Consider the following 24,015-nt stretch of genomic DNA (forward strand, 5'->3'; position numbering starts at 1 on the left):
TTTAATGCACTAGTCGAAATCGAGCTGAAACCCTACATGTACGTTTCTTCCCAATGTTTGATATCGGAATAGTTCTTCATATTCTTCATCCCAAATATTGGTGAGTGACGCAAACAAGGAAATATTCTCACTGGCGGTTAGGCGAATCGTGAAATCCATCAAACTAAAGGCGTCAAGAATTACGGCTTCGTTTTCGAAGGTTTCAGAATTAAAAAAAGCATCTTCCCGCTGAGATACCCACTGGTAGCGGAGTCCTACTTGCAATCGTTCCCACACTTGATATTGTAGTTGGGCATTTGCTTTGTGCTTCGGAATGCGTAGCGTAAAACGCTCGGCGCCCTGTGTAAATGTATAATTTCCCCGGAACGATAAAGCCTCCAATGGTTGTGCGCTTACAGATACTTCCACCCCCTTGCTCTCAAAGGTTTCTGAAATATTCTGATACTGAAACAAAAAATTGTCGGGGTCTACGGTCACAAAATCCACAAAATTAGTTACCGAGCGTTGAAAGTACACGGCGTTCACTCGCAATTTGCTTTCGTGCGACCACTCCGCGCCGCCTTCCAAGGTGCTGCTTTCCTCTGGGTTCAACGCGTCATTTCCATAAAGCGGATCATACAATTGATATAAGGAAGGTGTAACATAGGCCGTTCCGTAGGAACCTAGCATCTTTAGCGTACTCTTCTCAAACTCGAAGATGTAAAAAGGATTGACCTGATAGACCAAATGGGTCCCGTAATCACTGTGAATATTCAGGCGCACACCGGCATGAAGTTGCAGTCCGATGGGTGTTTTATAAGTGGTGTTGAGGTAGGGGTCAATGATGCTAAAGGACGCCACCTCCTCATCGATGTCTTGAGAGAAATCAGTTTCACCGAAGGGTATTGAAAACGAATTAAAACTGCTGAAGTTTCCGTTGAGTCCGATGACCACCGCAAGATCTTCGGAAAAATTATGTCGTAAATAATTATCGAACGTATACGAATCTGAATCGTACTTCGCCGGAAAGGAAGACGATATGGTACGCTCAAGCCAGGTGTAGTTGTCGTTAAATACGTAGATACCGTTCTTGTATTTCCATTGAAAATGGCCTCCGGTTCGCAACTGATCGGAGATACTTTGGTATTCCGCATCAAACAATACGGCATCATCAAAATCAGATTTGAACTTATCAATACTTAAAAACTGACTGAACATTACGTTATCAGAAAGATGCACCCCCAACCGAATCGTACCGTTATAACGATTAAACACATCACTTTCAAAAGCAGGAGCATCTTCAGGAGCTGCAATCGCAGAAATTCCGTCAGTGTATTGATTTCCGAAGCTTGCATTATAAAAGAAAGCACCGAATGTACCACTTACCCGCGCATGATTCGTATACGAATCCCAATCTGTTTTTTCGAAATCTCCTTCGGCAGAGCGATTGGTCGCCAATACCGATCGAAACTGTGCTGTAATAGGTTTGTTTTCCTCTTGCTTGGTGGTAATGCTTATTACGGCCGTGGCAGCCCCACTTCCGTAGAGTACACTAGAGGCTCCACGAAGCACTTCAATCCGTTCTACAGCTGCAGCCGGTAATAACCGAAGATCGAAGTCGTTGGCAATTTGAGACGGATCATTGAGCTGCACGCCATCCACCATAACAACCACTTGCCTGTTGCTTCCACCGCGAACAGCGTATCGTAAATTTTGCCCTGCATTACTTCGAGCTCCGTTGATCTCGATTCCGGACAATTCATTAATTAGGGTGGCTACGGAAGCTTCTGGCCGTTGTTGTAGTTGTGATGCATCGATCACAGTAATGATTTTTCCGCTATTTAAAGATGGAGTTGGTGTTTTACTAGCCAAATACACCGTGTCTATGGTTTCCAAACGCTGTTCTTGAGCTATCATACTCATTCCAAGACCCCATAGGATCAGGAACATACTAAATTGTTTCATGTTGTACATAATGTACGGAAGAAAAGAGGGAGAATTCCCGCTCCATCGGATCATTGAATGCCCGTGTCGCACGAGCATACAACGCCTCACTTTTATCCCGAAAGTTAGACAAATAGTTGGTTTGGCAGGTCTCCTGGCTTGCTCGCGGTATCTCCTTCCCATCCGCCAAAGGCAGACAGTGGTACTCGATACGTCTTAACGACAGCTTACAGTTGCGGGAACAGCTTCAGCATTTCACTGAATTCCCTTTTAAGGCTATCCAAAAAATGGAATAGACACCAAAACTGCTGCGAAAATACGTTTTTTATGCCGTTGCACAAGCCCATTAAAAAGCCTTATTTTTGAGCATGCATAAAATTGTGAACATACTGCTCGCACTCATGGTGGTATTCGCCTGTAGAAATACTGAGAAGCAGCCATCGGTAGTAGCCGGTGAAACAACTTCACTCCAATTAAACTACGCCAATGGGTTTACCTTACAAGACCATGGCCGATATAGTAGTATCACCATTACTCGACCCTGGCCGGGAGCGGAGAAAAGATTTACCTATGCTTTGGTTCCCGAAGGCGAAGCGCATCCTGAAGGAACATTCGATGCGATCGTAACAACTCCAATACACACCATTGTGGTCACCTCTACAACGCACATTCCCTCCTTAGAAATGCTGGGCGTGGAAGAACGTTTAGTAGGTTTTCCCAACCTACGCTATATTTCTTCGGAAAAAACACGCGAACGTATCGATGCGGGAAAGGTTAAAGAACTAGGTAAAAACGAAGCCCTCAATACCGAACTGATTATTGACCTCTCGCCTGAAGCCGTCGTTACGTTCGCGGTGGAAGGAGATAATAAAACTGTTCAGACCCTTGAAAGAACCGGTATTCCTGTGTTGTATAACGCCGACTGGACCGAAACACACCCTCTGGGCAAAGCGGAATGGATCAAGTTTTTTGGGGTCCTCTTCGGAAAAGAACAACAAGCAGACAGTATTTTTAAAACGATTGAAGCCAACTACCTGGAAGCCAAAAAGCTTGCTGAAACCGCCGCTAAGAAACCAACGGTGTTAAGTGGTGCCATGTATAAAGACGTATGGTACCTCCCACAGGGAGATAGTTGGGCCGCCCAATTTATTGCCGATGCTCAAGGAGCGTACCTGTGGGCCGACACCGAAGGAACTGGAAGCGCTTCCCTCAATATAGAATCGGTACTCGAGAAAGGACGTACCGCCGACGTCTGGATTGGTCCCGCTCAATTTACCAGCTTCCAACAATTGCGAGAGGCCCATTCCGTATACGAACAGTTTGAAGCCTTTCAAAATAAAAAAGTCTTCAGTTTCACCAATAGAAAAGGAGCGACTGGAGGAGTACTCTATTATGAACTCGCGCCCAATCGACCTGATTGGGTACTGCAAGACATCATCAAGATATTACACCCAGAGCTTCTACCCAATCATACCTTTCAATTTTTTACGCCTTTGGAGCCATGACCACCGCCTCCTCTTTCAAAAAACATTTTCTTCTGTTAGGAATATTGACAGTCGCAGCCTTGTTCTTGAATATTTCTTTGGGCTCCGTGGGCATTCCATTAGATGCTATTGCGGACGTACTCCTGGGAGGCGACTCGATTAAAGAGAGTTGGCAGTTTATTATTACCCAATACCGCCTTCCCAAAGCGATTACTGCCATGCTTTGCGGAAGTGGTCTGGCAGTAGCAGGACTGCTGATGCAAACCTTGTTTAGGAATCCATTAGCCGGCCCCTTTGTGCTGGGTCTCAGCAGCGGAGCTAGCCTTGGCGTTGCGTTACTCATCTTAGGAGCGGGGATTGCCGGTGGTTTTTTAGGAACCGCGCTGGTGAACCCTTGGAGTTTAGTGGGGGCGTCTGCCCTGGGAAGTTTTTTGGTGCTCTTGGCTGTGGTAGTGGTGACGCTTCGAGTGAAGGATACGATGGCGATTTTGATCATCGGACTCATGTTTGGGAGTGTGACGAGTGCGGTAGTAGCCGTTCTCAGCTATTTTAGCAATGCCGAATTATTACAGAAGTATATTTTTTGGAGCTTCGGAAGCCTGGGCAATGTGTCTTGGGAAGGAATTGGTATCTTGGCAGCTTGCTGCATGACTGGAATGCTTTGGGCGATAGGTAAAAGCAAATCACTTAATGCCTTACTATTGGGCGAAAACTATGCAAAAAGTATGGGCGTTCATTTGAAAAAAAACCTGCTCATCCTCGTTGTCATCACCAGCCTCTTGGCCGGAAGTATTACCGCATTTGCCGGCCCCATTGCCTTTGTTGGCTTGGCCGTACCACATCTCACCAGGCAATTCTTTAAAACCTCAAACCACCTCATCTTACTTCCGGCTGTTATGCTCTTTGGAAGTATTTTAATGCTGCTTTGTGATACCGTAGCGCAATGGCCTTACAGTGAATGGACACTCCCTATCAATGCCATTACCTCGCTATTAGGAGCTCCCGTGGTTATTTGGTTACTAGTACGAAAAAAACGACTACTCTTTTAATGGCTAAGAAAACCGCACATAGCACCTTACAAATACGCGATCTCTCGGCGGGTTATGAGCAACGAAAGAAAACACATGTCGTTGTACATGATCTCAATTTTGAATGTTCCACCCATGAGTTACTAGCCATTGTGGGTGCAAATGGAATTGGGAAGTCTACAGTGCTACGAACCATAGCAGGAATGCAACCCTCGTTGGCTGGAGACATTTCCCTCATGGGTGCGCCCATGGCCCAAATGAATTCGTTGGAAATTGCTTCCAACATCAGTGTGGTGCTTACCGAGCCTCCCGCGTCCAAAAATTTATATGTTTCAGAACTCATTGCCTTAGGAAGACAACCCTATACTAACTGGATGGGTCGTTTAACTGAAGAAGACCATCACGCTGTGCAACACGCCATGGAGCAGACGGAAACCACTCAATTGGCGCAGCGAAAATGTTTCGAATTGAGTGACGGGCAAATGCAACGTGTATTTCTGGCCCGTGCCCTGGCACAGGATACGCCAGTGATCATTTTAGACGAACCCACCACCCATCTAGACATGTACCATCAAGCCTATGTGTTTAAATTACTGAAACGACTCACTTCGGAAATAGGAAAAACCATCCTATTTGCTACGCACGATATCAATCTGGCCATTCAGCTTTGCGATAAAATGTTGGTCTTAACGCCCGATGCCTATCATTTCGACACGCCTTGCCGACTCATAGAGCAGCGATGTTTTGACACCTTGTTTCCCAAAGACACCATTCACTTTGATACAAAAACGGGGCGTTTTACCATGAAGAATTGATTATCTTTGAAAGGATACAACGTCCCTGAAATCGAACGAAATTTATGAGCGAACCCATTCTTTTTATTGTCATTGGTGTGTTGTGCGTTTTGGCAGGTGCCTTTGTGGGAAATCTGTTAGCGCGTGTGAAAGTGAAGGAACAGACCGGAAAACTGGAAGAGCGCATTGACCAATTTCGGCATCAGGAAGAGCGACTGCACGAACGACTGGAAAGTATTCATCAGGAACGGGAAGATATCAGAAAAGAGAAAGAATTTCTCAATAGCGAATTGATTCGCAGGAACGCCGACTTTGAAAATCTTCAGCAGAAAAACCGCGAACAAAAAGAAGAAGTCGAGAAGTTGCAGGAAAAATTCAGTAAAGAGTTTGAAAATCTGGCCAATAAGATCCTGGACGAAAAGTCACATAAATTCACCAAACAGAATAAGGAGAGTTTAGAGATACTGCTAAATCCCCTTCAAGAAAAGATCAAAACCTTTGAAAAACGAGTTGAAGAAACCAACAAAGAAAGTTTAGGGCGGCACAGCGAATTACGACAACAAATTAAAACGCTCGCCGAGCTCAATCAACAAATGAGCAAGGATGCCGACAATCTTACCAAAGCCCTGAAAGGGGATAGTAAGATGCAAGGAAATTGGGGTGAGTTGATCTTAACGAGAATACTCGAAAAATCAGGTCTGGAAAAAGATCGCGAGTACACCCTTCAGGATAGCCACAACAATGCCGAAGGCAAACGGTTGCAAACTGATGTCCTGATTCATCTTCCGGATGGTAAAAAAATGATCGTAGATAGCAAAGTATCTTTAGTCGATTTTGAACGCTACGTGGCGTCTGAAGATCCCGAAGACAAACAACGGTACCTCAAACAACACATCGCCTCCATCAAGCGTCATGTAGATCAGCTTAGCACCAAGAATTACCATTATTTGATTGATGAAAGCCCCGATACAGTGTTTATGTTTATTCCTATTGAGCCTGCGTTTGCGGTGGCTTCGGCCCACGAACCTAACCTCTATGAAATCGCCTTCGGAAAGCAGGTCATCATAGTGACGCCTTCTACCCTGTTGGCGGCACTTCGTTTGGTGGATAATCTCTGGCAGAATGATCGGCAGAAACAGAATGCCATGGAAATTGCAACACAAGCCGGAGCTTTATACGACAGTTTTACGAATTTAACGGATGAGTTGATCAAGATCGGAAAGCAGATCGGCACCGTTCAAAATAGCTATGAAGGCGCTATGAAAAAATTGACCGGACGCGGGAATTTAATTCGTCGTGTCGAGAAACTGAAAAAACTGGGAGCAAAAGCGAGTAAGGCGATTGATGATAAACTTTTAAAACGCGCTGAAGAAGACGAGTAATCAGCATTGACAATTATAGGTATGAAAAAAGTTCTTTTTATTATTTTGGGAAGCCTGCTCGCCATCTATCTCATTTACTTCGCGGTTGTAGCGACCATACCGTATAGTGAAGGGACGCGCGCCGGTGAGTTGATCAAATTCAGTCATAAGGGAGTACTGGTAAAAACCTGGGAGGGAGAGATCAGTCAGGGAATTAGTGGTGCCCAGATCTTTTCATTCTCGGTACTGAAGAACAAAGAAGAGGTCATTCAAAAGCTTCAGGAATATCAAGGACATTACGTTAAGGTTACCTACGTAGAACGTTTTGACACGTTCTTCTTCTGGGGCGATACCAAATATTTTATTACCGAAGTTTCCAAAGAGCAATCTCCCCACTTCAACCGTCAATAAAAAAATCTCCGAAAACAAGTTCCGGAGATATTATTATAGATAGATTTCAGCAGTTCGTTACTTACTCAAATACATTCTGCGACGTGAGTACAACTCGTAAAATTCGTCGTCTTTCAAACTTTCAATGAATAAGATGCTTTCTCCGGTACTCTTCATTTCAGGTCCCAATTGACGGTTAACGTTCGGAAACTTATTAAAACTAAACACCGGTTGTTTGATCGCGTAGCCATCTAACTGTGGTTCAAAGGTAAAATCTTTGATCTTCTTTTCCCCCAGCATAATTTTAGTCGCGTAATTCACATAGGGTTCACCATAGGCTTTCGCGATGAAAGGAACGGTTCGTGACGCACGCGGATTGGCTTCGATAATATACACATGGTCATCCTTGATCGCGAATTGAATATTGATCAATCCCACCGTATTGAGCGCCAAAGCGATCTTCTTGGTATGGTCTTTTATTTGCTGAAGCACCAGATCGCCTAAATTAAACGGAGGCAATAAGGCATTCGAATCACCCGAATGCACGCCACAAGGTTCGATGTGCTCCATAATTCCGATGATATAGACATCTTCACCATCGCAAATCGCATCGGCTTCTGCTTCAATAGCACCGTCTAAATAGTGGTCTAACAGTAATTTGTTATTCGGAATTTTCCGCAGTAAATCGACCACATGCGCCTCCAATTCTTGTTTGTTGATCACAATTTTCATTCCTTGTCCGCCCAACACATACGAAGGACGAATCAGTAAAGGGAAGTCTAAGGTATCGGCTAAGGCCAGCGCTTCTTCGGTGGTTTCCGCCGTTCCAAAGCGAGGGTAGGGAATATTATTATCTTTCAGCAGGGTTGAGAAACTTCCACGATCTTCCGCCAAATCCAGGGCTTGATAGCTGGTTCCCATAATCTTGATTCCGTAGCGATCTAACTTCTCGGCCAATTTCAAGGCTGTTTGACCTCCTAATTGTACGATGACGCCCACCGGATTCTCGTGGCGAATGATGTCGTAGATGTGTTCCCAGAAGACCGGTTCGAAGTAGAGCTTGTCGGCGACATCAAAATCGGTTGAAACGGTCTCCGGATTACAGTTGATCATGATGGTTTCGTAATCACATTCCGCGGCAGCCAGAACCCCGTGCACACAACAGTAATCAAACTCGATTCCCTGCCCAATACGATTGGGGCCTGAACCCAATACGATGATCTTTTTCTTATCGGTCACCGGACTATCATTCGCAACCAACCGCTGGCCATCGGCCGTTTCCATTTCATTCTCAAAGGTGGAATAATAGTATGGGGTTTGTGCGACGAATTCGGCTGCGCAGGTATCTACCAGCTTGTACACACGTTGAATATTGAGCTCTTCGCGTTTTTTGTAGACTTCGCTTTCTAAACAAGACAGCATGTGCGCAATTTGGCGGTCACCATATCCTTTTTGCTTTGCCTCAAGCAGTAACTCTCTAGGTAAGGTGTCTAAGCTATGTTTTGAAATTTCCTTTTCCAACAAATACAGTTCTTCGTATTGTCTCAAGAACCACATATCTATCTTGGTGATTTCGTGGATTCTGCTTAGCGGAATTCCCAGTTGAATGGCGTCGTAGATCACAAACACCCGATCCCAACTGGCATTTCTAAGCTTGTCGAGAATTTGTTCGTAGTCGGTGTAGCTCTTACCATCGGCTCCCAGACCGTTTCGCTTGATCTCTAACGACTGGGTTGCTTTGTGTAACGCTTCCTGAAAAGAGCGACCGATTCCCATCACTTCTCCTACCGACTTCATTTGCGGACCGAGAATTCGATTGGAACCTTCGAACTTGTCGAAGTTCCAACGCGGAATCTTAACGATCACATAATCTAAGGTCGGTTCAAATAAGGCCGAAGTAGTTTTCGTAATTTGATTGTCGAGTTCGTCTAGCGTATATCCAAGAGCCAGTTTTGCGGCAATTTTTGCGATAGGATACCCAGTTGCCTTCGAGGCCAATGCCGACGAACGCGAGACACGAGGGTTGATCTCGATCGCGATGATGTCTTCTTTCTCATCGGGGCTTACGGCAAACTGTACGTTACATCCTCCCGCAAAATCGCCAATATTGCGCATCATTTTGATCGCCATGTCACGCATCCGCTGGAACGCGGTATCGCTCAATGTCATCGCAGGGGCCACCGTAATGGAGTCTCCGGTATGGATCCCCATGGGGTCCATATTTTCTACCGTACAGATGATCACCACATTGTTATTCTTATCGCGCAGTAGCTCTAACTCATATTCTTTCCATCCTTGTAAGGCCTTATCGATAAGTACCTCGTGGATGGGCGACACCTCTAGTCCGTGTGACAAGGCCGCTTCAAATTCGTCTTCGGTTTCTACCAAGGCCGCTCCTGCTCCACCCAGGGTAAAGGAAGCACGGATGAGAAGCGGAAGTCCAAATTCCTGCGCGATTTCTTTTCCTTGCAGTAACGATTTTGCCGTTTTTGCCGGGGCCACCGGCACACCGATCTCTCGCATCAACTCTTTGAACTGATCGCGGTCTTCGGTGATATTGATCGCGCTGATGTCTACCCCTATCAGTTTTACATTAAAGTCTTTCCAGATCCCCTTTTCGTCTGCTTCAATACACAAGTTCAAAGCCGTTTGTCCTCCCATGGTAGGCAAGACCGCATCAATTTGCGGATGTTCCTTTAGGATCTTTACAATTGATTTGGTTGTAAGTGGCAACAGGTACACATGATCGGCCATAGAAGGGTCGGTCATGATGGTTGCCGGATTCGAATTGATGAGAATGGTTTCAATACCGTCTTCTCTAAGTGATCGTAGCGATTGCGACCCAGAATAGTCGAATTCACAAGCCTGTCCGATCACAATAGGACCGGATCCGATGATTAAAACCGATTTGATAGACTTATTTTTTGGCATGTTGTAAGGGTATTTTCGGTTCGGTAAAATTACAATGCGTGAGGGTATAAAAAAAAGGTGTTGCTTGTAAACAACACCTTTTTTATTTATGATTTATCAACATTATTTTTTGTGACGTGTTTCAGAAGAGACACTCAATTTCTTTCTCCCTTTCTTGCGACGGGCAGCCAATACTTTTCTTCCGTTTACGGAAGCCATACGCTCTCTAAAACCGTGTTTGTTTCTTCTCTTTCTCTTAGATGGCTGAAATGTTCTTTTCATCGTATCTTATGTTTTCTTCTGAAAAATTCTGTTCGTAAAGACCTTTCGTAAAAGTCGGGTGCAAATATACAATGATTTTTTACTTTCCCAAACGCAAAACACAAAAAAATCTTGATAGATTTTCATACCTTTGCTGCCTTCAAATAAAGCACCTATCATGTTCCATAAAAACATCAAATTATTCTTTGCAGCGGTAGCAATCGGACTCGCAGTGTGGCAATTCTTCGAAGGAAATATCGGCAACGGTATCATGTACGTTCTGCTCGCGGGAATTTTTATCTTTCTGTACTTCAAAAATGAGATCATCTTATTGGCCTTTCTCCGTCTTCGGAAACAGGATTTCCCTGGAGCCAAAAAATGGTTGGACAAGATCAAAAATCCAGAAGCTTCCTTAGTGCGGAAACAACAGGGGTACTATAATTACCTCAACGGACTCATGGTGTCGCAGTCTAATATGAACGAGGCTGAAAAATATTTCAAGAAAGCGGTAAGTTTAGGGCTGAACATGGATACCGACCTCGCCATGGCAAAACTGAATCTCGCAGGTATTGCAATGACCAAGAATCGCAAACGCGAGGCGGAAATGCTTTTGGCGGATGCTAAAAAGTTAGACAAGCACAATATGCTCGACGATCAAATTAAAATGATGAAACAGCAAATGAAGCGCGCTGGGGTACCACGCCAACAATTTGGCGGTGGTCGAGGAGGTCGCCGAGGACGACGGTAATTATTGTCCCGTACTCGTGTTGTAATATCCTTTTTCGGGAATTTCGATCATATACTCTTTTCCGGAGGCATTCTTTAAATAAGTCTCTCGCAACCAGGGGTTATGAATTTTCAAGATTTTGTAGTTGATCTCGAACCGCTTGGCGAACTCGGCAAAGTCGGTTACCGGGGTATCTACTTTTACTTCGTAGGTAGGTACTGCCGTATATAAATCTTTTTCTCTAAAGTTGAACCCGTACTTCTGCGGATTGCTTAAGATCTCTTTAAAAGCAAGAATTCGGAAGACATAGCGACTCGTTTCGCTGTTAAGAAGTAGGTCGTAATAATTATTCTGCGCCTTTTGACGGTCGATTTGTTTCGATACGCCATAGTTACCGGCATTGTACGCAGCTGCTGCCAGCGTCCAGCTTCCAAAGCGCTCTTTCGACTTCTTCAGATATTCAGCAGCTACTTCCGTCGCTTTTTCCAAGTGATACCGTTCATCTACGTAATCGTTAATTTCGAGTCCATATTCACGCCCCGTACCTTTCAAAAAATGCCAAAATCCAGCGGCCCCTGCAGGAGAGCTATTGTTTTCCAACGCACTTTCGGCTACCGCCAAATATTTAAAATCATCTGGGAGTCCGTATTTTTCTAACAAAGGCTCTATGATAGGAAAATATTTATGGGCCCGTTTCATTATGAGCAAGCCATTAGACTGCCAGTAGGTATTAACCAGCAGCTCGCGATCTAATCGTTCGCGCACATCCGGATCATTGAGCGGCACCGGCTCGCCGGCAAAGCTCATGGTTTCAGGGAGCGGCAAGGCATATACATTGTAATCATTAACCATTCGCTTATTCAAACTTTCATCGGTATTGGGAGACTCTTGTACGGCATTCACACAAAGTCCGCTTACCCCAACCACGGCAATCAATAATCCTATCTTGGAAACTAACGTAGTCATAAACATAAATTTTTGATTAAAGATAGCGAAACTAGGCGCTTCCTTCAAGTATTTAACAGTGATTTAAGCCCCGATGATCTGGCGTAGCGTCTTCGTAACTTCTGCCCCTTTATTGAGCAACATGATATGCGTTCCCCCTTCTAATACAAAACAGTCTTCCTTTTTGGTAATATTTTTAAAAGGAAAAATTAGGTCTTCATCCCCGTGTATATGTACTACCTCTTCATCGATTTCGGTGCGTGGCCAATTCACCATATGGGCAATGGCCCAATCGAGATATTGTTTGTTTCGCACATGTAAAAATTGCTGATACAGTGACAAACGCTTTTTAGAACGAGGCCCAACCGCAAATTTGGTAAGATCATCGGCATTGAGCATCCAGCCGGTAGGAAGCAATTTATACGCTTTGGTCTTACGTGCAAAGTGCAATCGGCCTGGTAATTCGGCTTGTGACTTCACACTAGAAATGATAATAACCTTCCGAAGTGTTAAAAATGCCGCCATCTCCTGAACAACCACTCCACCAAAGGAAACACCAACAAGCACCGCCTCTGGCTGGGTAACGTATGCCGCCATGCGCTTGGCATAATGTGGCATCGACTCACCCTTTTCCGGAATTAACCACTCGATCACTTGCATCTCATAGCGATCTTCGGGCAGTTTGATATTCTTAAATATTTCCTTTCCGGCGGCCATTCCGGGTACAAAATAGACTGGAATTTTAGAGTGCTCCATAGGGCTTTAACAAGGCTGAGGCGGTAGAGCCGTCAGAATTTTCGTAAATTTGTAAACAAAGGTAACAAGACTACCTTGTTTTGGGGCTACCATGAAAAAGATTTTACATACTGCTAACACAAGAGGTTCAGCCGACTATGGTTGGCTTCAGGCAAATTACTCTTTTAGTTTTGCCAATTACTTCGATCCGAAACGATTGCAGTTCGGACTCCTACGCGTTATGAACGACGATACCGTGGCACCGGGAATGGGCTTCGGAAAGCATCCTCATGAGAACATGGAAATCGTTACCATTCCGCAGACAGGAGCATTGAAGCATCGTGACTCTATGGGGAACGAAGGAATTATCCAGGCGGGTGATATTCAGGTGATGAGCGCCGGAAGCGGTGTAGAACACAGCGAGATCAATGCCAGTAGTAAAGAGCCGGTTACCCTGTTCCAGATTTGGGTATTTCCGGAAACCGAAAACGTGGCACCTCGTTACGATCAAAAAAAGATTGCGAGTCTCTTACAACCCAATCAACTGGCAACCGTAGTGGCCCCTAAAGATGTGGCCAAAGGCGAACAATTATGGGTACATCAGCAAGCGTATTTTAGTTTGGGCGACTTCTCCGAAAAAACTTCCATTACGTATCAATTACACAACAAATCACACGGTGCCTACGTTTTTGTGATTGAAGGCGCCGCTAGTGTGGCTGATGAGCACCTGGAGAAACGAGATGCGGTAGGTGTTTGGGATACCCATGAAGTGGCCCTTGACATTGCCGCCAACAGTCGAATTTTAGTGATAGAAATACCGATGAATTAACGATATAAATAACTTCCCATGATTGAAGATGTAGAAATTACCGATAATGAGTTCCTACGCCAGTTTGAACTGGAAGTGGGAGACAACATGGCGCGCATTGAGTACGCCTTACAAGATCGGAAGATCTTTCTCACCAAATACGAGATGCCTGACATTCTGGAAGAGCAGGGCTTTCGTGATATTTTCATCAAGGCGGTCTTCGAAGAGGTAAAAGATCGCGGCATCAATTTAGTGCCTACCAGCCCCGAAGTGGCGGGATTCATGCGTAAAAATCGTAGAAAATACAAGAGCCTACTTCCAGTGGGTATTAGTATTTAAAAGTGTTGGGGGGTTCCGTCGCAGTGCGACGTCGGGCCTGCCTGTCGGCAGACAGGCTTTCCGCACTACGCGGTAGGTTGCTTCAATCCCTAACCCAATACCGGGCTGGCAATAAAAGAACAACGCACCATTCCTTCCTCATCAATTCGATCTAATCGAACATTATGTAAGGTATTTACCAGCGCTGGATCCCATGGCGCTTTTACTTTCACGTAATTTTCAGTGAATCCGTGAATGTATCCCAGTTTGTTCTCACCTTCAAAAAGTACGGTCGCTTCTGTGCCCAACCTACTTTCATAAAAAGCACGGCGTTTTTTAGCGGAGAGTCCGCGTAACATCTTACTGCGTTTGCTTCGAACCTTTTTAGGCACCACCCCGTCCATGGTCGCGGCCGGAGTATTGTCACGTTCCGAATAGGTGAACACATGCAAATAAGAAATATCCAATTCTTGCAAGAACGTGTATGTTTCTAAAAAGTCGGCATCGGTTTCACCGGGAAAGCCAACAATCACATCAACCCCAATGCAGGCTTGAGGCAGCACTTCTTTGATCTGGTTTACGCGATCTACATACAGTTCTCTCATGTAGCGGCGTCGCATCAACTTTAGTAATTTGTTGCTTCCACTTTGCAACGGTATGTGAAAGTGTGGCACGAAGGTGCGCGATGCAGCCACAAAATTTATGGTTTCATTTTTCAGTAGATTGGGTTCGATAGACGAGATACGCAAACGATCGATGCCGGGAACCTCATCCAAGGCCTGACACAATTCTAAGAAGGTATGCTCGTGTTTTTTGTTTCCGAACTCTCCTTTTCCATAATCGCCAATATTCACCCCCGTGAGCACGATTTCCTTAATCCCTTGCGCACTTATTTCCGCGGCATTTTTCAAGACATTTTCTAAGGTATCGCTTCGGGAGATACCACGCGCCAAAGGGATGGTGCAATACGTACATTTATAGTCACACCCATCCTGTACCTTTAAAAAGGCTCGCGTGCGATCGCCAATAGAATAGGAACCTACATAGAAATCGGCTTCGTCAATATCGCACGAATGAATCTGTGCGGTACCATTGGCAAACGATTCGGGATGCGCTAATAGATCATTGATGTACCCGGTAAGTTTAAATTTTTCGGTAGCGCCTAATACTAAATCGACACCGTCTACATCGGCAAGTTCTTGCGGCTTTAATTGGGCATAACAGCCAATTGCGGCAATAAAAGCTTCAGGATTTCCTTTTTTGGCTTGCTTGACGATACTTTTAAAACGCTTATCGGCATTCTCGGTAACGCTACAGGTGTTGATCACATAAATGTCGGCTGCCTCAGAAAAATCCACACGCATAAAACCATCCTCGGTGAAGGAGCGAGCTATGGTAGAGGTTTCACTGAAATTCAGCTTACATCCTAAGGTGTAAAATGCAACTTTTTTGTGAGCGTTCATTCTTGTATTTTAGCAAACGAGGGCGCAAAGTTACAAACTAAAATTGGTTCTCAAAAGCGTATGATGTATCCGTTACGAATCCTATTTGTCCTATTTTCAGCGAGTTGTGCAGGGTTGTTCGTTGCGTGTGAGTCTTCGGAAGGATCTGAAAAAGACCATCACGTCTTCCGCTATAACGAACACAGCAATATTCCTACGCTAGACCCGGCCTTTGCTCGCAATCCGCAAACCATCTGGCCGACGAATCAGTTGTACAACGGACTCGTACAATTGGACGATTCGCTGAACATTCAGCCCGATATCGCCAAACGTTGGGAAATTAACGACAGTACCCAAACCTATACTTTCTACTTAAGAGATGACGTGTATTATCACAACAGTGAAGTATTTGCTCCTGACACCACCCGCAAGGTGGTGGCCGCTGATTTTGTCTATAGCTTCGATCGTTTAACCGATCCCAAAGTCGCTTCCCCCGGGAGCTGGGTAATGAGTAACGTTGCCTCGTATGAAGCGCCTAACGACAGTATCTTTGTTATTCAGTTAAAACAACCGTTTCCGGCCTTTCTAGGATTGTTATCAATGCGGTATTGTTCGGTGATTCCCAAAGAAGCAGTGGAAACCTACGGCAGTGAATTCCGAAGCAATCCCGTAGGCACAGGCCCCTTCCAATTCAAGCTATGGGAAGAGAACATCAAATTGGTCTTCCGCAAAAATCCAAATTACTTTGAAACAGATGCGGATGGAAATTCCTTACCCTACCTCGAAGCTGTTGCCATTACCTTCTTACCTGATAAACAAAGTGAATTTCTACAATTTGCGCAGGGAAACATCGATTTTGTTTCCAGTTTAGATAACTCGTACAAAGATGAGATCATCACCACCACCGGAAAACTACAGCCCAAATACGAAGACGCGGTGGAACTGATTACCGCACCTTACCTTAATACAGAATATCTGGGCTTCTTTTTAGGCGGAGATACGCCCGAGATCCAATCGAAAGCGCTGCGACAGGCCATCAACTATGGTTTTGATCGTGAAAAAATGATTACCTATTTGCGAAATGGTATGGGAATTCCTGCGATTCACGGCGTCATACCACAAGGACTTCCCGGGTTTGACCGCATTGAGGGCTACGAATACAATCCTGAGAAGGCGCGCCAGTTGATCGCACAATACACTTCAGAAACAGGAGATACCGCTCCCGAAATTGTCATAGGTACGAATAGCCAGTATCTTGATATCTGTGAATACGTGCAGCGTGAATTAGAAAAACTAGGGATTAATGTGAGCATCGATGTAGTACCGCCCTCTACACTGCGTCAAATGAAAAGCACAGGCGAACTTGACGTCTTTCGAGCCAGTTGGATTGCCGATTATCCCGATGCCGAAAATTACCTGTCGCTCTTCTACAGCGAAAATTTTACGCCGAATGGTCCTAACTATACCCATTATAAAAATGAAACTTTTGACAGTTTATATGTGGCGGCTCGAAGTATTTCTTCACTAGAGCGAAGAAAAGTACTCTATCGAGAAATGGATTCGATTGTTATTGCGGACGCGCCTATCGTCCCGCTGTTTTATGATAAAGCCATACGATTTGTGAGAAAAGAGGTAAGCGGTCTCGGAATCAATCCACAAAACTTTCTGGTACTCAAATACGTAAAGAAAACCCCTACCGAGTAACGACTTAGTGCTAAAACCGACCTATATTGAAACACTTGAGTAATGGGCATACGGGGAATGACAGACAGCATCAAATTTAACGATTGGCAAAAGAGCAAACGGAAAACGATATATGACCTATCCGATTGTAAGCGCTCAGGAACCTATAAAATGATGGACGACCATCGCCAGATGAACATTCACGAATACGCTACCTTTCAGAAAGAACAATTTAAGAGGCGAAGAAAAGAGCAAAGGTGGCGAAGACTTCGATGGCTACTAGTTCTTTTCATAACCCTATTGATTGTTATTGGCTTTCTCCTGGCGTACGGGTTCATCGACTGGCAGGCGTATCTTTCGCCTACTTTTTAATCGCGTCTAAACCGGGTAGTATCGTCAAAAACCTGTTGCAGAATAGCAGCTTCGGTATCGTCAAAAGTCTTGCTCCTGCGCTGCATCACTTGTTCAGCCACTTCAAAGGCTTTATTGGTTTTATAGGTTGTCGTCCCTTTGCTTCCCCCCCAACTAAAACTGGGAATAAAATTTCTGGGATACCCACTTCCGAAGATATTGGCACTTACCCCTACCACCGTTCCGGTATTGAACATGGTATTGATCCCACACTTGCTGTGGTCGCCCATCATGAGGCCGCAAAACTGAAGACCGGTATGCGCAAACCGTTCGTCCTGATAGCTCCAAAGTCGAACTTCGCTGTAGTTGTTCTTAAGGTTCGAAATGTTGGTATCGGCGCCTAAATTACACCATTCTCCCAGCACCGAATTCCCCAAAAAGCCATCGTGTCCCTTATTAGAATATCCAAAGATCACTGAATTATTAACCTCCCCTCCCACTTTACTATGAGGTCCAATGGTTGTGCCAGTATAAATTTTAGCGCCCATTTTAAGGGTTGCGCCTTCACAGAGTGCAAAAGGCCCTCTAATGAGGCTTCCCTCCATGATTTCGCTGTCTTTACCAATATAGATAGGGCCGTCGGTTGCATTGAGGGAACAAAATTGCACGGTGGCTCCGGGTTCTATAAAGATTCGCTCGGGATGCAACGCTATGACTCCTTCCGGTAGGGCCTGAGACGTTCTTCCGTGGGTTAGTTGCTTGTAGTCACGTGCAATCGCCTCGTGGTTTTTAGAAAAAATATCCCAGGTATGTACAATATGTACGAGGTCGGTATGTGTATACTGAATGATGTCATATTCAGCTTCCTTCAATCCGCTTCCCTTCTCAGCAACATAAGCAATAGGCTGATTTTCGAAATACAAGGCCTGCCCCTTTTCTAAGCCCGTAATAATTTTTACAATATTTTCGGTGGGAAGAAAGGCCGGGTTGATCCAAACATTAAGTGCTGCTTCCTGAAGCGGCCACTTTTTTGAGAGATACGCTTCCGTTTTCGTCGAGGTGTCTGTCTTCAAAAAATGTTCCCACTTTTCACGGAGCGTCCGTATCCCAATACGGATATCCGCCACGGGACGGGTAAAGGTAAAAGGCAACAATGAGGTGCGTTCGGGGCCGTCAAAAAGGATGTAGTTCATAATCGTAAAGATACTAACCCGCAGGAATCAATTTAGTCTAAAAACAAAAAACCTTCGAAAAATCGAAGGTTTTGTATGGGAAAAGGAAGACAACTTATTCGCTGTCCTTTGTTTCTTCTTGTTTCGCCGGCTTCTTGAACTTGGCGTATTTGTTCTTGAACTTGTCGATACGTCCGGCCGTATCCACCAATTTGTGTTTTCCGGTGTAGTACGGGTGAGAGGTACGAGAGATTTCCAACTTCACTAAGGGATACTCCGTCCCATCCACATCGATCGTTTCTTTGGTTTCTGCCGTAGACTTGGTAATAAACACATCGTTGTTAGACATGTCTTTGAAGGCAACAAGTCTGTAATTTTCAGGATGGATTCCTTTTTTCATCGTCTTTATCTTTAAATGCTTCTCTTTTTTTGAGTGTGCAAATTTAAGGATTAATTATAAATGGACAATAAATAAAATCGAAATTTTAAATTAAAAGTTACGGCACGTAACATTTTACTACATTTGTTTACTAACTGATGCAACCAAAAAATTTCAGCACATGGAACAAACCAAAGGATCTGTAAAAAAAGTAGCCATGAGCTACGGGCTTGTCTTGGCCTTACTTTCGATTGTCTTATCGGTAATCGCTTATGTACTGGGTGTTCATATAGAACGACCCTGGTGGGTTTCTACCCTCGGAATCGTCATCATGATCTTGATCATTATCTACGGTCTCAAAACCTTTAAAAAAGATAATGGCGGGTTCATGTCTCTGGGAGAGGCGTTAAAGGTAGGTCTGGCAATTTCATTAGTTTCAGCCATCATTGTCGTGATCTACAATTATGTTTTTATGACATTTATTGAGCCCGATCTCATTGCGCAAACTCTGGATTATACCAAAGAGCAGATGATTGAACAAAACCCCGAAATGACGCAAGAGCAAATGGACATGGCTATGGGCTTTACTGAAAAAATGATGAGCCCGGTAATCATGACTGCGATTGGCATTATTTTCAGTTTGTTTTTAGGATTTATTATTTCGCTGATTGGCGGACTCGTAATGAAACAGAACAGGCCAGAACACGCCTAATCTATGAATTTATCCGTCGTCATTCCACTTCTTAACGAAGAAGAATCGCTCAACGAACTACACCATTGGATTGCGTCTGTGATGCAATCCAATGGTTTTTTATATGAGTTGATTTTTATAGACGATGGGAGTACCGATCAGTCCTGGAAGCTCATCGAAAGGCTCGCTTCAGAACACCCGGAAGTTCGTGGTATTCGATTTTTGAAAAACTTCGGAAAGTCGCAAGCGTTGCATGCCGGCTTCAAACTAGCGCAAGGCGAGGTAGTGATTACCATGGATGCCGATCTGCAAGACAATCCGGAAGAGATTCCGGAGCTTTATAACATGATAATTTCTGAAGGGTATGATCTGGTTTCCGGTTGGAAAAAAAAGCGGTACGACCCATTCTTAGGGAAAAATTTACCCTCTAAGCTTTTCAATTTCGCGGCACGCCGCACTTCCAAGGTCAAATTACACGATTTTAATTGCGGCCTCAAAGCCTACCGTAACGAAGTGGTTAAGAATATTGAAGTGACCGGTGAAATGCATCGCTATATTCCGGTGCTGGCGAAAAATGCCGGGTTTTCAAGAATAGGTGAAAAGGTGGTACAACATCAGGCGCGAAAATATGGAACTACAAAATTCGGTGCCGAACGATTTATACGAGGGTTTCTAGACCTCATTACCATTTCTTTTTTGTCGCGCTTCGGAAAACGACCCATGCACCTCTTTGGCGCCTGGGGCGCTATCATGTTATTTGTTGGTTTTTGTTTTGCCCTCTACTTAGGAATCGATAAATTATTTATCAATCCAACAGGTCGCCTCATCACAGAACGCCCTCAATTTTATCTGGCCTTAACCGCCATGATCTTGGGAAGTCAGTTTTTCGTAGCCGGATTTTTAGGAGAATTGCTGCTGAAGTCGCAGCGTGACACCAAACGCTACACCATCAAAGAACGGGTCAACGTTTTAGCGTAAAATGTCCGCGCACCTCTCTTCCATCGGCTAACACCAATCGATACCAGTAATCGCTAGAAGGCAGAGGTTGCCCGTTAAAGGTACCATCCCACCCTGAATCTTGCACACTCATTTGCGTAAGCAACTTTCCGTAGCGATCGAAAATAAAAACTCGCGCGCCCGGCTCTCGTGCGCCTCCGGTAATTTGCCACACATCGTGATATCCATCATTGTTCGGCGTAAAATATCGTGGGGCTCCTCCCACTAAAACCACCTCTTCATAGAGCAGGCACAACGACTCCCAAACCTGAAGTTCATACACACCGGGAGACAGGTTTTCATAGCGCGTGCGCGGTTGCAAACTAATACCGCCGTCTATAGAAAATCGCAGCCCTGCGTCTGAAGGGGCATTGAATATAATTTTATTGTTGGTCTGAAAGTCATCTATAGTAACCGAAAAGTCTTCGGGTAAGCTGCCACTTGTTACGGTAATGGTGGTAGTATCACTACAATCCAACCCGTTAAAGACCGTAACTTCATACGCTCCTGCTTCCGTTACTGTGATGGATTCTGTCGTGGCTCCATTGGCCCATTCATAACTGAAAAAGCCAGCTCCCGGAGAGATACTGATTTCCTCCTGATTCTCGCAAAGAATCACTTCTTGTGGATCGAGTTTTGGACTCGTAAAAACTTCTACGATAATATGGCCAATGAATGCACAATCATTTCCGTTTTCTATTCGATAATACAGCTCGGTTGGAAAAAACGGACTCTCCTCATAAATTTCCACAAAGGGATTTAATTCGAGCAAGGCGTCCTCTTGATTGTCGAAATAACTGATATTGGCATCGGGATAGATTGCTTCCAAAACCACATCAAATTCAGACAAGGGTATTTCTACTTCAATGGGATTCTCACTCTTATTACAGGCGGCAATAGTAATGTCTCCCGCGTTGGCCATGGGTTCTACTTCTAAAGTGATCGTTGTTAATGTGAAACAATCGGCATTTTCAAAAACACGCACCCATAAGGTCTGCGGACTCGCTGTATTTTGATAACCAATAGGGTCTAGTCTATTGACATTATTCAAAGCGTCGGTTTCGGTTTCGAAAAAATTGATCGTAAAATCGCCCTCTGTTACGATTAAATCTTCACTCACCTCGGTTAAATTGAAACGCGTCCTAAGATCTTCTACCCCATCGATATCACATTGCACCAATGTAACATCTTCGTTTACTTCAGGAATGGCACTGATCTCGACAAATTCAATAAAGGTTTTATTCGCCCGATCTACAAAATCGACTTCCAGCGTTACCGTATACACCCCAGGCGCCGAAAAAATATGAGTCGGTTCCAAATCGGTTGACGTATTTTGAGCCCCGCTTCCCGGATCTCCAAAATTCCAAAAAATAGAATTAATGGGGTCATCGGTATCGATTGTGAATTCGGTGGCATCACCGAAGCAGAAATTTTCAATGTCAACAATACTTTCAAAAAAAGACTGGATAAAAGGCGGTAGTCCATATATGGCAAATCGATCTCCCAAATCGACTGAAAACGGACGAAAATCTGCATCCAAGCCTCTAAGTTCAGGAGTTCGAATTACAGAAAGCTTGGTATTGGGAAAGGAGTAGTAAATTTTTCCGTCAATAGCGAGCTGTAGACTACCTCCTAAATCGGTAGGTATAAAATTCTCAATGCGGCCAATGGTAAATCTACTGGAACCAATATCCGGCACCGAAAGATCGTATTGATTGATCACAGCATCGGTACTGAGTCCCGTATCAGGATCTTGAAATCGCCCGCTTGAGTACAGTAAATTGCTATCAGGGGAAAATTCGATACCGTAGTATAACAATTCGGTTCCCACCAATACCTGATTAGATACTCTTCCGGTGGTTTCGTCAAAATCGTATACATATAAGCTCCCAGATTTTTCAGGATAGAATTGTAGATGTGCAATGGCAATTTTAGAACCATCAGGCGCCGCTTTGATACCTCCTCGGGTGTTTTTTGGGTCTGAAATTACCGGACCGATTATCGTCTTTACTGGAGTGCGGTCGATTCCTGTAGCATCGACTTTGTACGCATATATCGCATCCAAATAGTGGGTGATTACCCATGTGACATCCGACTCGCTATTGAATACCGCGGTGACCTTCTCGGATCCGGTGGGTAATAGGTTTGTATTTATTTCGGTGACATCGCCAAAGCCGCCATCTAAATTCATGTTGACTACAGAATAATTAAAGCCACTACCACTGCCCCCACCTTCGTAATTATTTGCAGCATCCGCCGTGAAAATAAAATAAAGGTTGTCTTGCGTAGGATGTGGTACGACAACAGCGGCCTGCGTAGAGGAAAAACTACCTAAAAGGTCGGAACCATTAGGCATAATCTCATGGCGTCGATTCCATACGAAATTTCCGTCAAGATAGAACAACAGGTTTCCGTCTGCATCCGATATGGATTCGCAACCTTCAATAGTAGATAGTTGCCCGTCGAGCAAAACCTCCGGTCTCCCCGAATTAAAGGTAAGTCCGGCGTTGTTTCCGAAGTACCAATTCGCCGCTTCCCGCTGTCCAAAACTCAACAACGGAAATAATCCAAATACAAGAAATATGAGGTTCTTTTTACTGATCATCATAGCAATGAAAGAAAGATACCATTTTTTTTAGTTTTATTATTGTTTGGAAAATCGTATTCTCGCAGGTGAGGGTACGCCTCCATTCGGTAATTCTTGAAATCTCAATTCAAACACAGCATCGTCTAATACGTTGGCAATACCAGGCTGTTCATCTGGAATCAGCATCACTGGCTGCCCATCTTCTCCGCAGTTCCGTGACAGTCGCTTGAGTTGATTTTTTCTGAATACCGCACTATTTCCAACGATAGTGAACCGATGCAACCGTACTTGATCAACGGCTAAACTTCCAGTTAGGTCTTCAAACCGTATTTCGCGAACATTGGAAGACGCTCCGCTAGATATCGTCACCAAATGAGGATCTCCAAAGGTAGGGCCAAAAGGACCGTCCACGACCGATTCATACCGATAAACCCCTGTAAACAGATCTTCCGGAATTCGCTCAACGATATTTATGGTGTAACTGTAGGGCGAGCTGTAAAATGTATCATAAGCCACAATACAATTAGAACCTTTACCCACTGAAAAACTTTTTCCGTTAGTCAAGAAAACTTCGAGTCGGACTTCAAATTGATCGCTTACACCTAACCGCGAGATTTCCATTCCTAGGGCTTCAGTAAGCTCTAAAATGGGAATTTCCAGTACATGACGGGGCATTTCAAACGGCCCTTCGTAGAAGTCAACTGGCAGTAAGGTTCTGAAGGCAACTTCTCCGATGCTTGCGTTGCCATCTTCCGGTGTATTATCAATAAATTGGACAAACAATTCAACCCGTTCGAGTAAACCACCAAAAGCTTCGTCCTGTTCTTCGATCAACACACGAAACGGCTGAGAGAAGTCTTCTGTGATAAAAACGCTATTCTGAAATTCGATGGTTCGAATAAAAGCTCCATGGGTAGTTTCTGCCAAGACTAGGGTAGAAACTTTTTCATCTTCGGAACAACTTGCGAGGGCAACCAACGATACAAAAAGGAAGAAAAAGTATCTCATAGCCTAAATTTTCTTCAGTTTA

The 24,015-nt window shown here is 44.4% G+C and carries 22 protein-coding genes and 1 riboswitch; of the genes, 12 read left to right on the forward strand and 10 right to left on the reverse strand.

Annotation, left to right across the window (positions count from 1 at the left end):
- Nucleotides 1–9: 9 nt before the first annotated feature.
- Complete coding sequence (locus tag PO830_RS01400) at nt 10–2,022, reverse strand: TonB-dependent receptor plug domain-containing protein (protein WP_272851743.1); 2,013 nt, start codon at nt 2,020–2,022, stop codon at nt 10–12.
- Between the two features lie 28 nt (nt 2,023–2,050).
- Nucleotides 2,051–2,242, reverse strand: a riboswitch (cobalamin riboswitch).
- A gap of 49 nt (nt 2,243–2,291) precedes the next feature.
- Here PO830_RS01400 and PO830_RS01405 point away from each other — a divergent pair.
- From PO830_RS01405 to PO830_RS01425, 5 genes are read left to right on the forward strand one after another with little or no spacing between them, the layout of a single operon-like run.
- Entirely contained in the window at nt 2,292–3,428 is a 1,137-nt protein-coding gene (locus tag PO830_RS01405) for an ABC transporter substrate-binding protein (protein ID WP_272851744.1), read from the forward strand.
- Nucleotides 3,425–4,456, forward strand: a complete 1,032-nt coding sequence (locus PO830_RS01410; protein ID WP_272851745.1) for an iron ABC transporter permease — start codon at nt 3,425–3,427, stop codon at nt 4,454–4,456. Before PO830_RS01405 ends, PO830_RS01410 begins: the two co-directional genes overlap by 4 nt.
- On the forward strand, nt 4,456–5,250 hold the full coding sequence (locus tag PO830_RS01415) for an ABC transporter ATP-binding protein (RefSeq protein ID WP_272851746.1): 795 nt from the start codon (nt 4,456–4,458) through the stop codon (nt 5,248–5,250). Before PO830_RS01410 ends, PO830_RS01415 begins: the two co-directional genes overlap by 1 nt.
- Nucleotides 5,251–5,294: 44 nt before the next feature.
- Nucleotides 5,295–6,611 carry a DNA recombination protein RmuC gene (gene rmuC, locus PO830_RS01420; RefSeq protein WP_272851747.1) on the forward strand — a complete coding sequence of 439 codons (1,317 nt, stop codon included), beginning with the start codon at nt 5,295–5,297 and terminating at the stop codon, nt 6,609–6,611.
- Between the two features lie 21 nt (nt 6,612–6,632).
- The gene (locus PO830_RS01425; RefSeq protein WP_272851748.1) at nt 6,633–7,001 is read left to right on the forward strand and encodes a 6-phosphogluconate dehydrogenase; all 369 of its coding nucleotides are present in this window, start codon (nt 6,633–6,635) and stop codon (nt 6,999–7,001) included.
- 57 nt (nt 7,002–7,058) lie between these two features.
- Here PO830_RS01425 and carB read toward each other — a convergent pair whose 3' ends face one another.
- Entirely contained in the window at nt 7,059–9,911 is a 2,853-nt protein-coding gene (carB, locus tag PO830_RS01430; RefSeq protein WP_272851749.1) for a carbamoyl-phosphate synthase large subunit, read from the reverse strand.
- Between the two features lie 102 nt (nt 9,912–10,013).
- The gene (gene rpmH / locus PO830_RS01435) at nt 10,014–10,172 is read right to left on the reverse strand and encodes a 50S ribosomal protein L34 (protein ID WP_272851750.1); all 159 of its coding nucleotides are present in this window, start codon (nt 10,170–10,172) and stop codon (nt 10,014–10,016) included.
- Between the two features lie 157 nt (nt 10,173–10,329).
- Here rpmH and PO830_RS01440 point away from each other — a divergent pair, with 157 nt between their 5' ends.
- Nucleotides 10,330–10,899 carry a DUF2892 domain-containing protein gene (locus PO830_RS01440; RefSeq protein WP_272851751.1) on the forward strand — a complete coding sequence of 190 codons (570 nt, stop codon included), beginning with the start codon at nt 10,330–10,332 and terminating at the stop codon, nt 10,897–10,899.
- On the opposite strand, the gene PO830_RS01445 is transcribed toward PO830_RS01440, so the two are convergent.
- Entirely contained in the window at nt 10,900–11,844 is a 945-nt protein-coding gene (locus PO830_RS01445; protein WP_272851752.1) for a lytic transglycosylase domain-containing protein, read from the reverse strand. It lies immediately after the preceding gene.
- A gap of 63 nt (nt 11,845–11,907) precedes the next feature.
- Nucleotides 11,908–12,579, reverse strand: a complete 672-nt coding sequence (locus tag PO830_RS01450; protein WP_272851753.1) for an alpha/beta fold hydrolase — start codon at nt 12,577–12,579, stop codon at nt 11,908–11,910.
- A 91-nt stretch (nt 12,580–12,670) separates the two neighbouring features.
- On the opposite strand from PO830_RS01450, the gene PO830_RS01455 reads away from it, so the two are divergent.
- Both PO830_RS01455 and PO830_RS01460 read left to right on the forward strand, forming a co-directional pair.
- Nucleotides 12,671–13,387, forward strand: a complete 717-nt coding sequence (locus tag PO830_RS01455) for a pirin family protein (RefSeq protein WP_272851754.1) — start codon at nt 12,671–12,673, stop codon at nt 13,385–13,387.
- Between the two features lie 18 nt (nt 13,388–13,405).
- Entirely contained in the window at nt 13,406–13,705 is a 300-nt protein-coding gene (locus PO830_RS01460; RefSeq protein WP_272851755.1) for a GNAT family N-acetyltransferase, read from the forward strand.
- An 89-nt stretch (nt 13,706–13,794) separates the two neighbouring features.
- Here the strand turns inward: PO830_RS01460 and mtaB are convergent, their stop codons facing one another.
- Nucleotides 13,795–15,147 carry a tRNA (N(6)-L-threonylcarbamoyladenosine(37)-C(2))-methylthiotransferase MtaB gene (mtaB, locus tag PO830_RS01465; RefSeq protein WP_272851756.1) on the reverse strand — a complete coding sequence of 451 codons (1,353 nt, stop codon included), beginning with the start codon at nt 15,145–15,147 and terminating at the stop codon, nt 13,795–13,797.
- A 60-nt stretch (nt 15,148–15,207) separates the two neighbouring features.
- Between mtaB and PO830_RS01470 the strand changes: the two genes are divergently transcribed.
- Together PO830_RS01470 and PO830_RS01475 are read left to right on the forward strand one after the other, a co-directional pair.
- Entirely contained in the window at nt 15,208–16,830 is a 1,623-nt protein-coding gene (locus tag PO830_RS01470) for an ABC transporter substrate-binding protein (protein ID WP_272851757.1), read from the forward strand.
- Between the two features lie 42 nt (nt 16,831–16,872).
- On the forward strand, nt 16,873–17,181 hold the full coding sequence (locus tag PO830_RS01475; RefSeq protein WP_272851758.1) for a hypothetical protein: 309 nt from the start codon (nt 16,873–16,875) through the stop codon (nt 17,179–17,181).
- Here the strand turns inward: PO830_RS01475 and PO830_RS01480 are convergent.
- On the reverse strand, nt 17,178–18,353 hold the full coding sequence (locus PO830_RS01480; protein WP_272851759.1) for a GlmU family protein: 1,176 nt from the start codon (nt 18,351–18,353) through the stop codon (nt 17,178–17,180). The genes PO830_RS01475 and PO830_RS01480 overlap by 4 nt on opposite strands.
- A 94-nt stretch (nt 18,354–18,447) precedes the next feature.
- Complete coding sequence (locus PO830_RS01485) at nt 18,448–18,732, reverse strand: type B 50S ribosomal protein L31 (protein ID WP_272851760.1); 285 nt, start codon at nt 18,730–18,732, stop codon at nt 18,448–18,450.
- Between the two features lie 160 nt (nt 18,733–18,892).
- Here PO830_RS01485 and PO830_RS01490 point away from each other — a divergent pair, with 160 nt between their 5' ends.
- Both PO830_RS01490 and PO830_RS01495 read left to right on the forward strand, forming a co-directional pair.
- Nucleotides 18,893–19,423, forward strand: a complete 531-nt coding sequence (locus tag PO830_RS01490) for a DUF4199 domain-containing protein (protein ID WP_272851761.1) — start codon at nt 18,893–18,895, stop codon at nt 19,421–19,423.
- A 3-nt stretch (nt 19,424–19,426) separates the two neighbouring features.
- On the forward strand, nt 19,427–20,380 hold the full coding sequence (locus PO830_RS01495; protein ID WP_272851762.1) for a glycosyltransferase family 2 protein: 954 nt from the start codon (nt 19,427–19,429) through the stop codon (nt 20,378–20,380).
- Here PO830_RS01495 and PO830_RS01500 read toward each other — a convergent pair.
- Both PO830_RS01500 and PO830_RS01505 read right to left on the reverse strand, forming a co-directional pair.
- A complete protein-coding gene (locus PO830_RS01500) occupies nt 20,364–23,006 on the reverse strand; it encodes a T9SS type B sorting domain-containing protein (protein WP_272851763.1) in 2,643 nt (880 codons plus the stop codon). The genes PO830_RS01495 and PO830_RS01500 overlap by 17 nt on opposite strands.
- Nucleotides 23,007–23,042: 36 nt before the next feature.
- Nucleotides 23,043–23,993, reverse strand: a complete 951-nt coding sequence (locus tag PO830_RS01505; protein ID WP_272851764.1) for a hypothetical protein — start codon at nt 23,991–23,993, stop codon at nt 23,043–23,045.
- Between the last annotated feature and the right edge of the window lie 22 nt (nt 23,994–24,015).

The sequence above is a fragment of the Altibacter sp. HG106 genome (assembly GCF_028561755.1).
Lineage (GTDB): Bacteria > Bacteroidota > Bacteroidia > Flavobacteriales > Flavobacteriaceae > DFVG01.

What these genes read in the sequence shown, in the direction of transcription:
- carB (WP_272851749.1), bottom strand. Translation starts at nt 9,911, where the DNA reads ATGCCAAAAAATAAGTCTATCAAATCGGTTTTAATCATCGGATCCGGT.
- PO830_RS01445 (WP_272851752.1), bottom strand. Translation starts at nt 11,844, where the DNA reads ATGACTACGTTAGTTTCCAAGATAGGATTATTGATTGCCGTGGTTGGG.
- PO830_RS01495 (WP_272851762.1), top strand. Translation starts at nt 19,427, where the DNA reads ATGAATTTATCCGTCGTCATTCCACTTCTTAACGAAGAAGAATCGCTC.
- PO830_RS01425 (WP_272851748.1), top strand. Translation starts at nt 6,633, where the DNA reads ATGAAAAAAGTTCTTTTTATTATTTTGGGAAGCCTGCTCGCCATCTAT.
- PO830_RS01460 (WP_272851755.1), top strand. Translation starts at nt 13,406, where the DNA reads ATGATTGAAGATGTAGAAATTACCGATAATGAGTTCCTACGCCAGTTT.
- PO830_RS01485 (WP_272851760.1), bottom strand. Translation starts at nt 18,732, where the DNA reads ATGAAAAAAGGAATCCATCCTGAAAATTACAGACTTGTTGCCTTCAAA.
- PO830_RS01450 (WP_272851753.1), bottom strand. Translation starts at nt 12,579, where the DNA reads ATGGAGCACTCTAAAATTCCAGTCTATTTTGTACCCGGAATGGCCGCC.
- PO830_RS01490 (WP_272851761.1), top strand. Translation starts at nt 18,893, where the DNA reads ATGGAACAAACCAAAGGATCTGTAAAAAAAGTAGCCATGAGCTACGGG.
- PO830_RS01505 (WP_272851764.1), bottom strand. Translation starts at nt 23,993, where the DNA reads ATGAGATACTTTTTCTTCCTTTTTGTATCGTTGGTTGCCCTCGCAAGT.
- rmuC (WP_272851747.1), top strand. Translation starts at nt 5,295, where the DNA reads ATGAGCGAACCCATTCTTTTTATTGTCATTGGTGTGTTGTGCGTTTTG.
- PO830_RS01400 (WP_272851743.1), bottom strand. Translation starts at nt 2,022, where the DNA reads ATGCTCGTGCGACACGGGCATTCAATGATCCGATGGAGCGGGAATTCT.
- PO830_RS01455 (WP_272851754.1), top strand. Translation starts at nt 12,671, where the DNA reads ATGAAAAAGATTTTACATACTGCTAACACAAGAGGTTCAGCCGACTAT.
- PO830_RS01405 (WP_272851744.1), top strand. Translation starts at nt 2,292, where the DNA reads ATGCATAAAATTGTGAACATACTGCTCGCACTCATGGTGGTATTCGCC.
- mtaB (WP_272851756.1), bottom strand. Translation starts at nt 15,147, where the DNA reads ATGAACGCTCACAAAAAAGTTGCATTTTACACCTTAGGATGTAAGCTG.
- PO830_RS01410 (WP_272851745.1), top strand. Translation starts at nt 3,425, where the DNA reads ATGACCACCGCCTCCTCTTTCAAAAAACATTTTCTTCTGTTAGGAATA.
- PO830_RS01480 (WP_272851759.1), bottom strand. Translation starts at nt 18,353, where the DNA reads ATGAACTACATCCTTTTTGACGGCCCCGAACGCACCTCATTGTTGCCT.
- rpmH (WP_272851750.1), bottom strand. Translation starts at nt 10,172, where the DNA reads ATGAAAAGAACATTTCAGCCATCTAAGAGAAAGAGAAGAAACAAACAC.
- PO830_RS01470 (WP_272851757.1), top strand. Translation starts at nt 15,208, where the DNA reads ATGATGTATCCGTTACGAATCCTATTTGTCCTATTTTCAGCGAGTTGT.
- PO830_RS01415 (WP_272851746.1), top strand. Translation starts at nt 4,456, where the DNA reads ATGGCTAAGAAAACCGCACATAGCACCTTACAAATACGCGATCTCTCG.
- PO830_RS01475 (WP_272851758.1), top strand. Translation starts at nt 16,873, where the DNA reads ATGGGCATACGGGGAATGACAGACAGCATCAAATTTAACGATTGGCAA.
- PO830_RS01500 (WP_272851763.1), bottom strand. Translation starts at nt 23,006, where the DNA reads ATGATGATCAGTAAAAAGAACCTCATATTTCTTGTATTTGGATTATTT.
- PO830_RS01440 (WP_272851751.1), top strand. Translation starts at nt 10,330, where the DNA reads ATGTTCCATAAAAACATCAAATTATTCTTTGCAGCGGTAGCAATCGGA.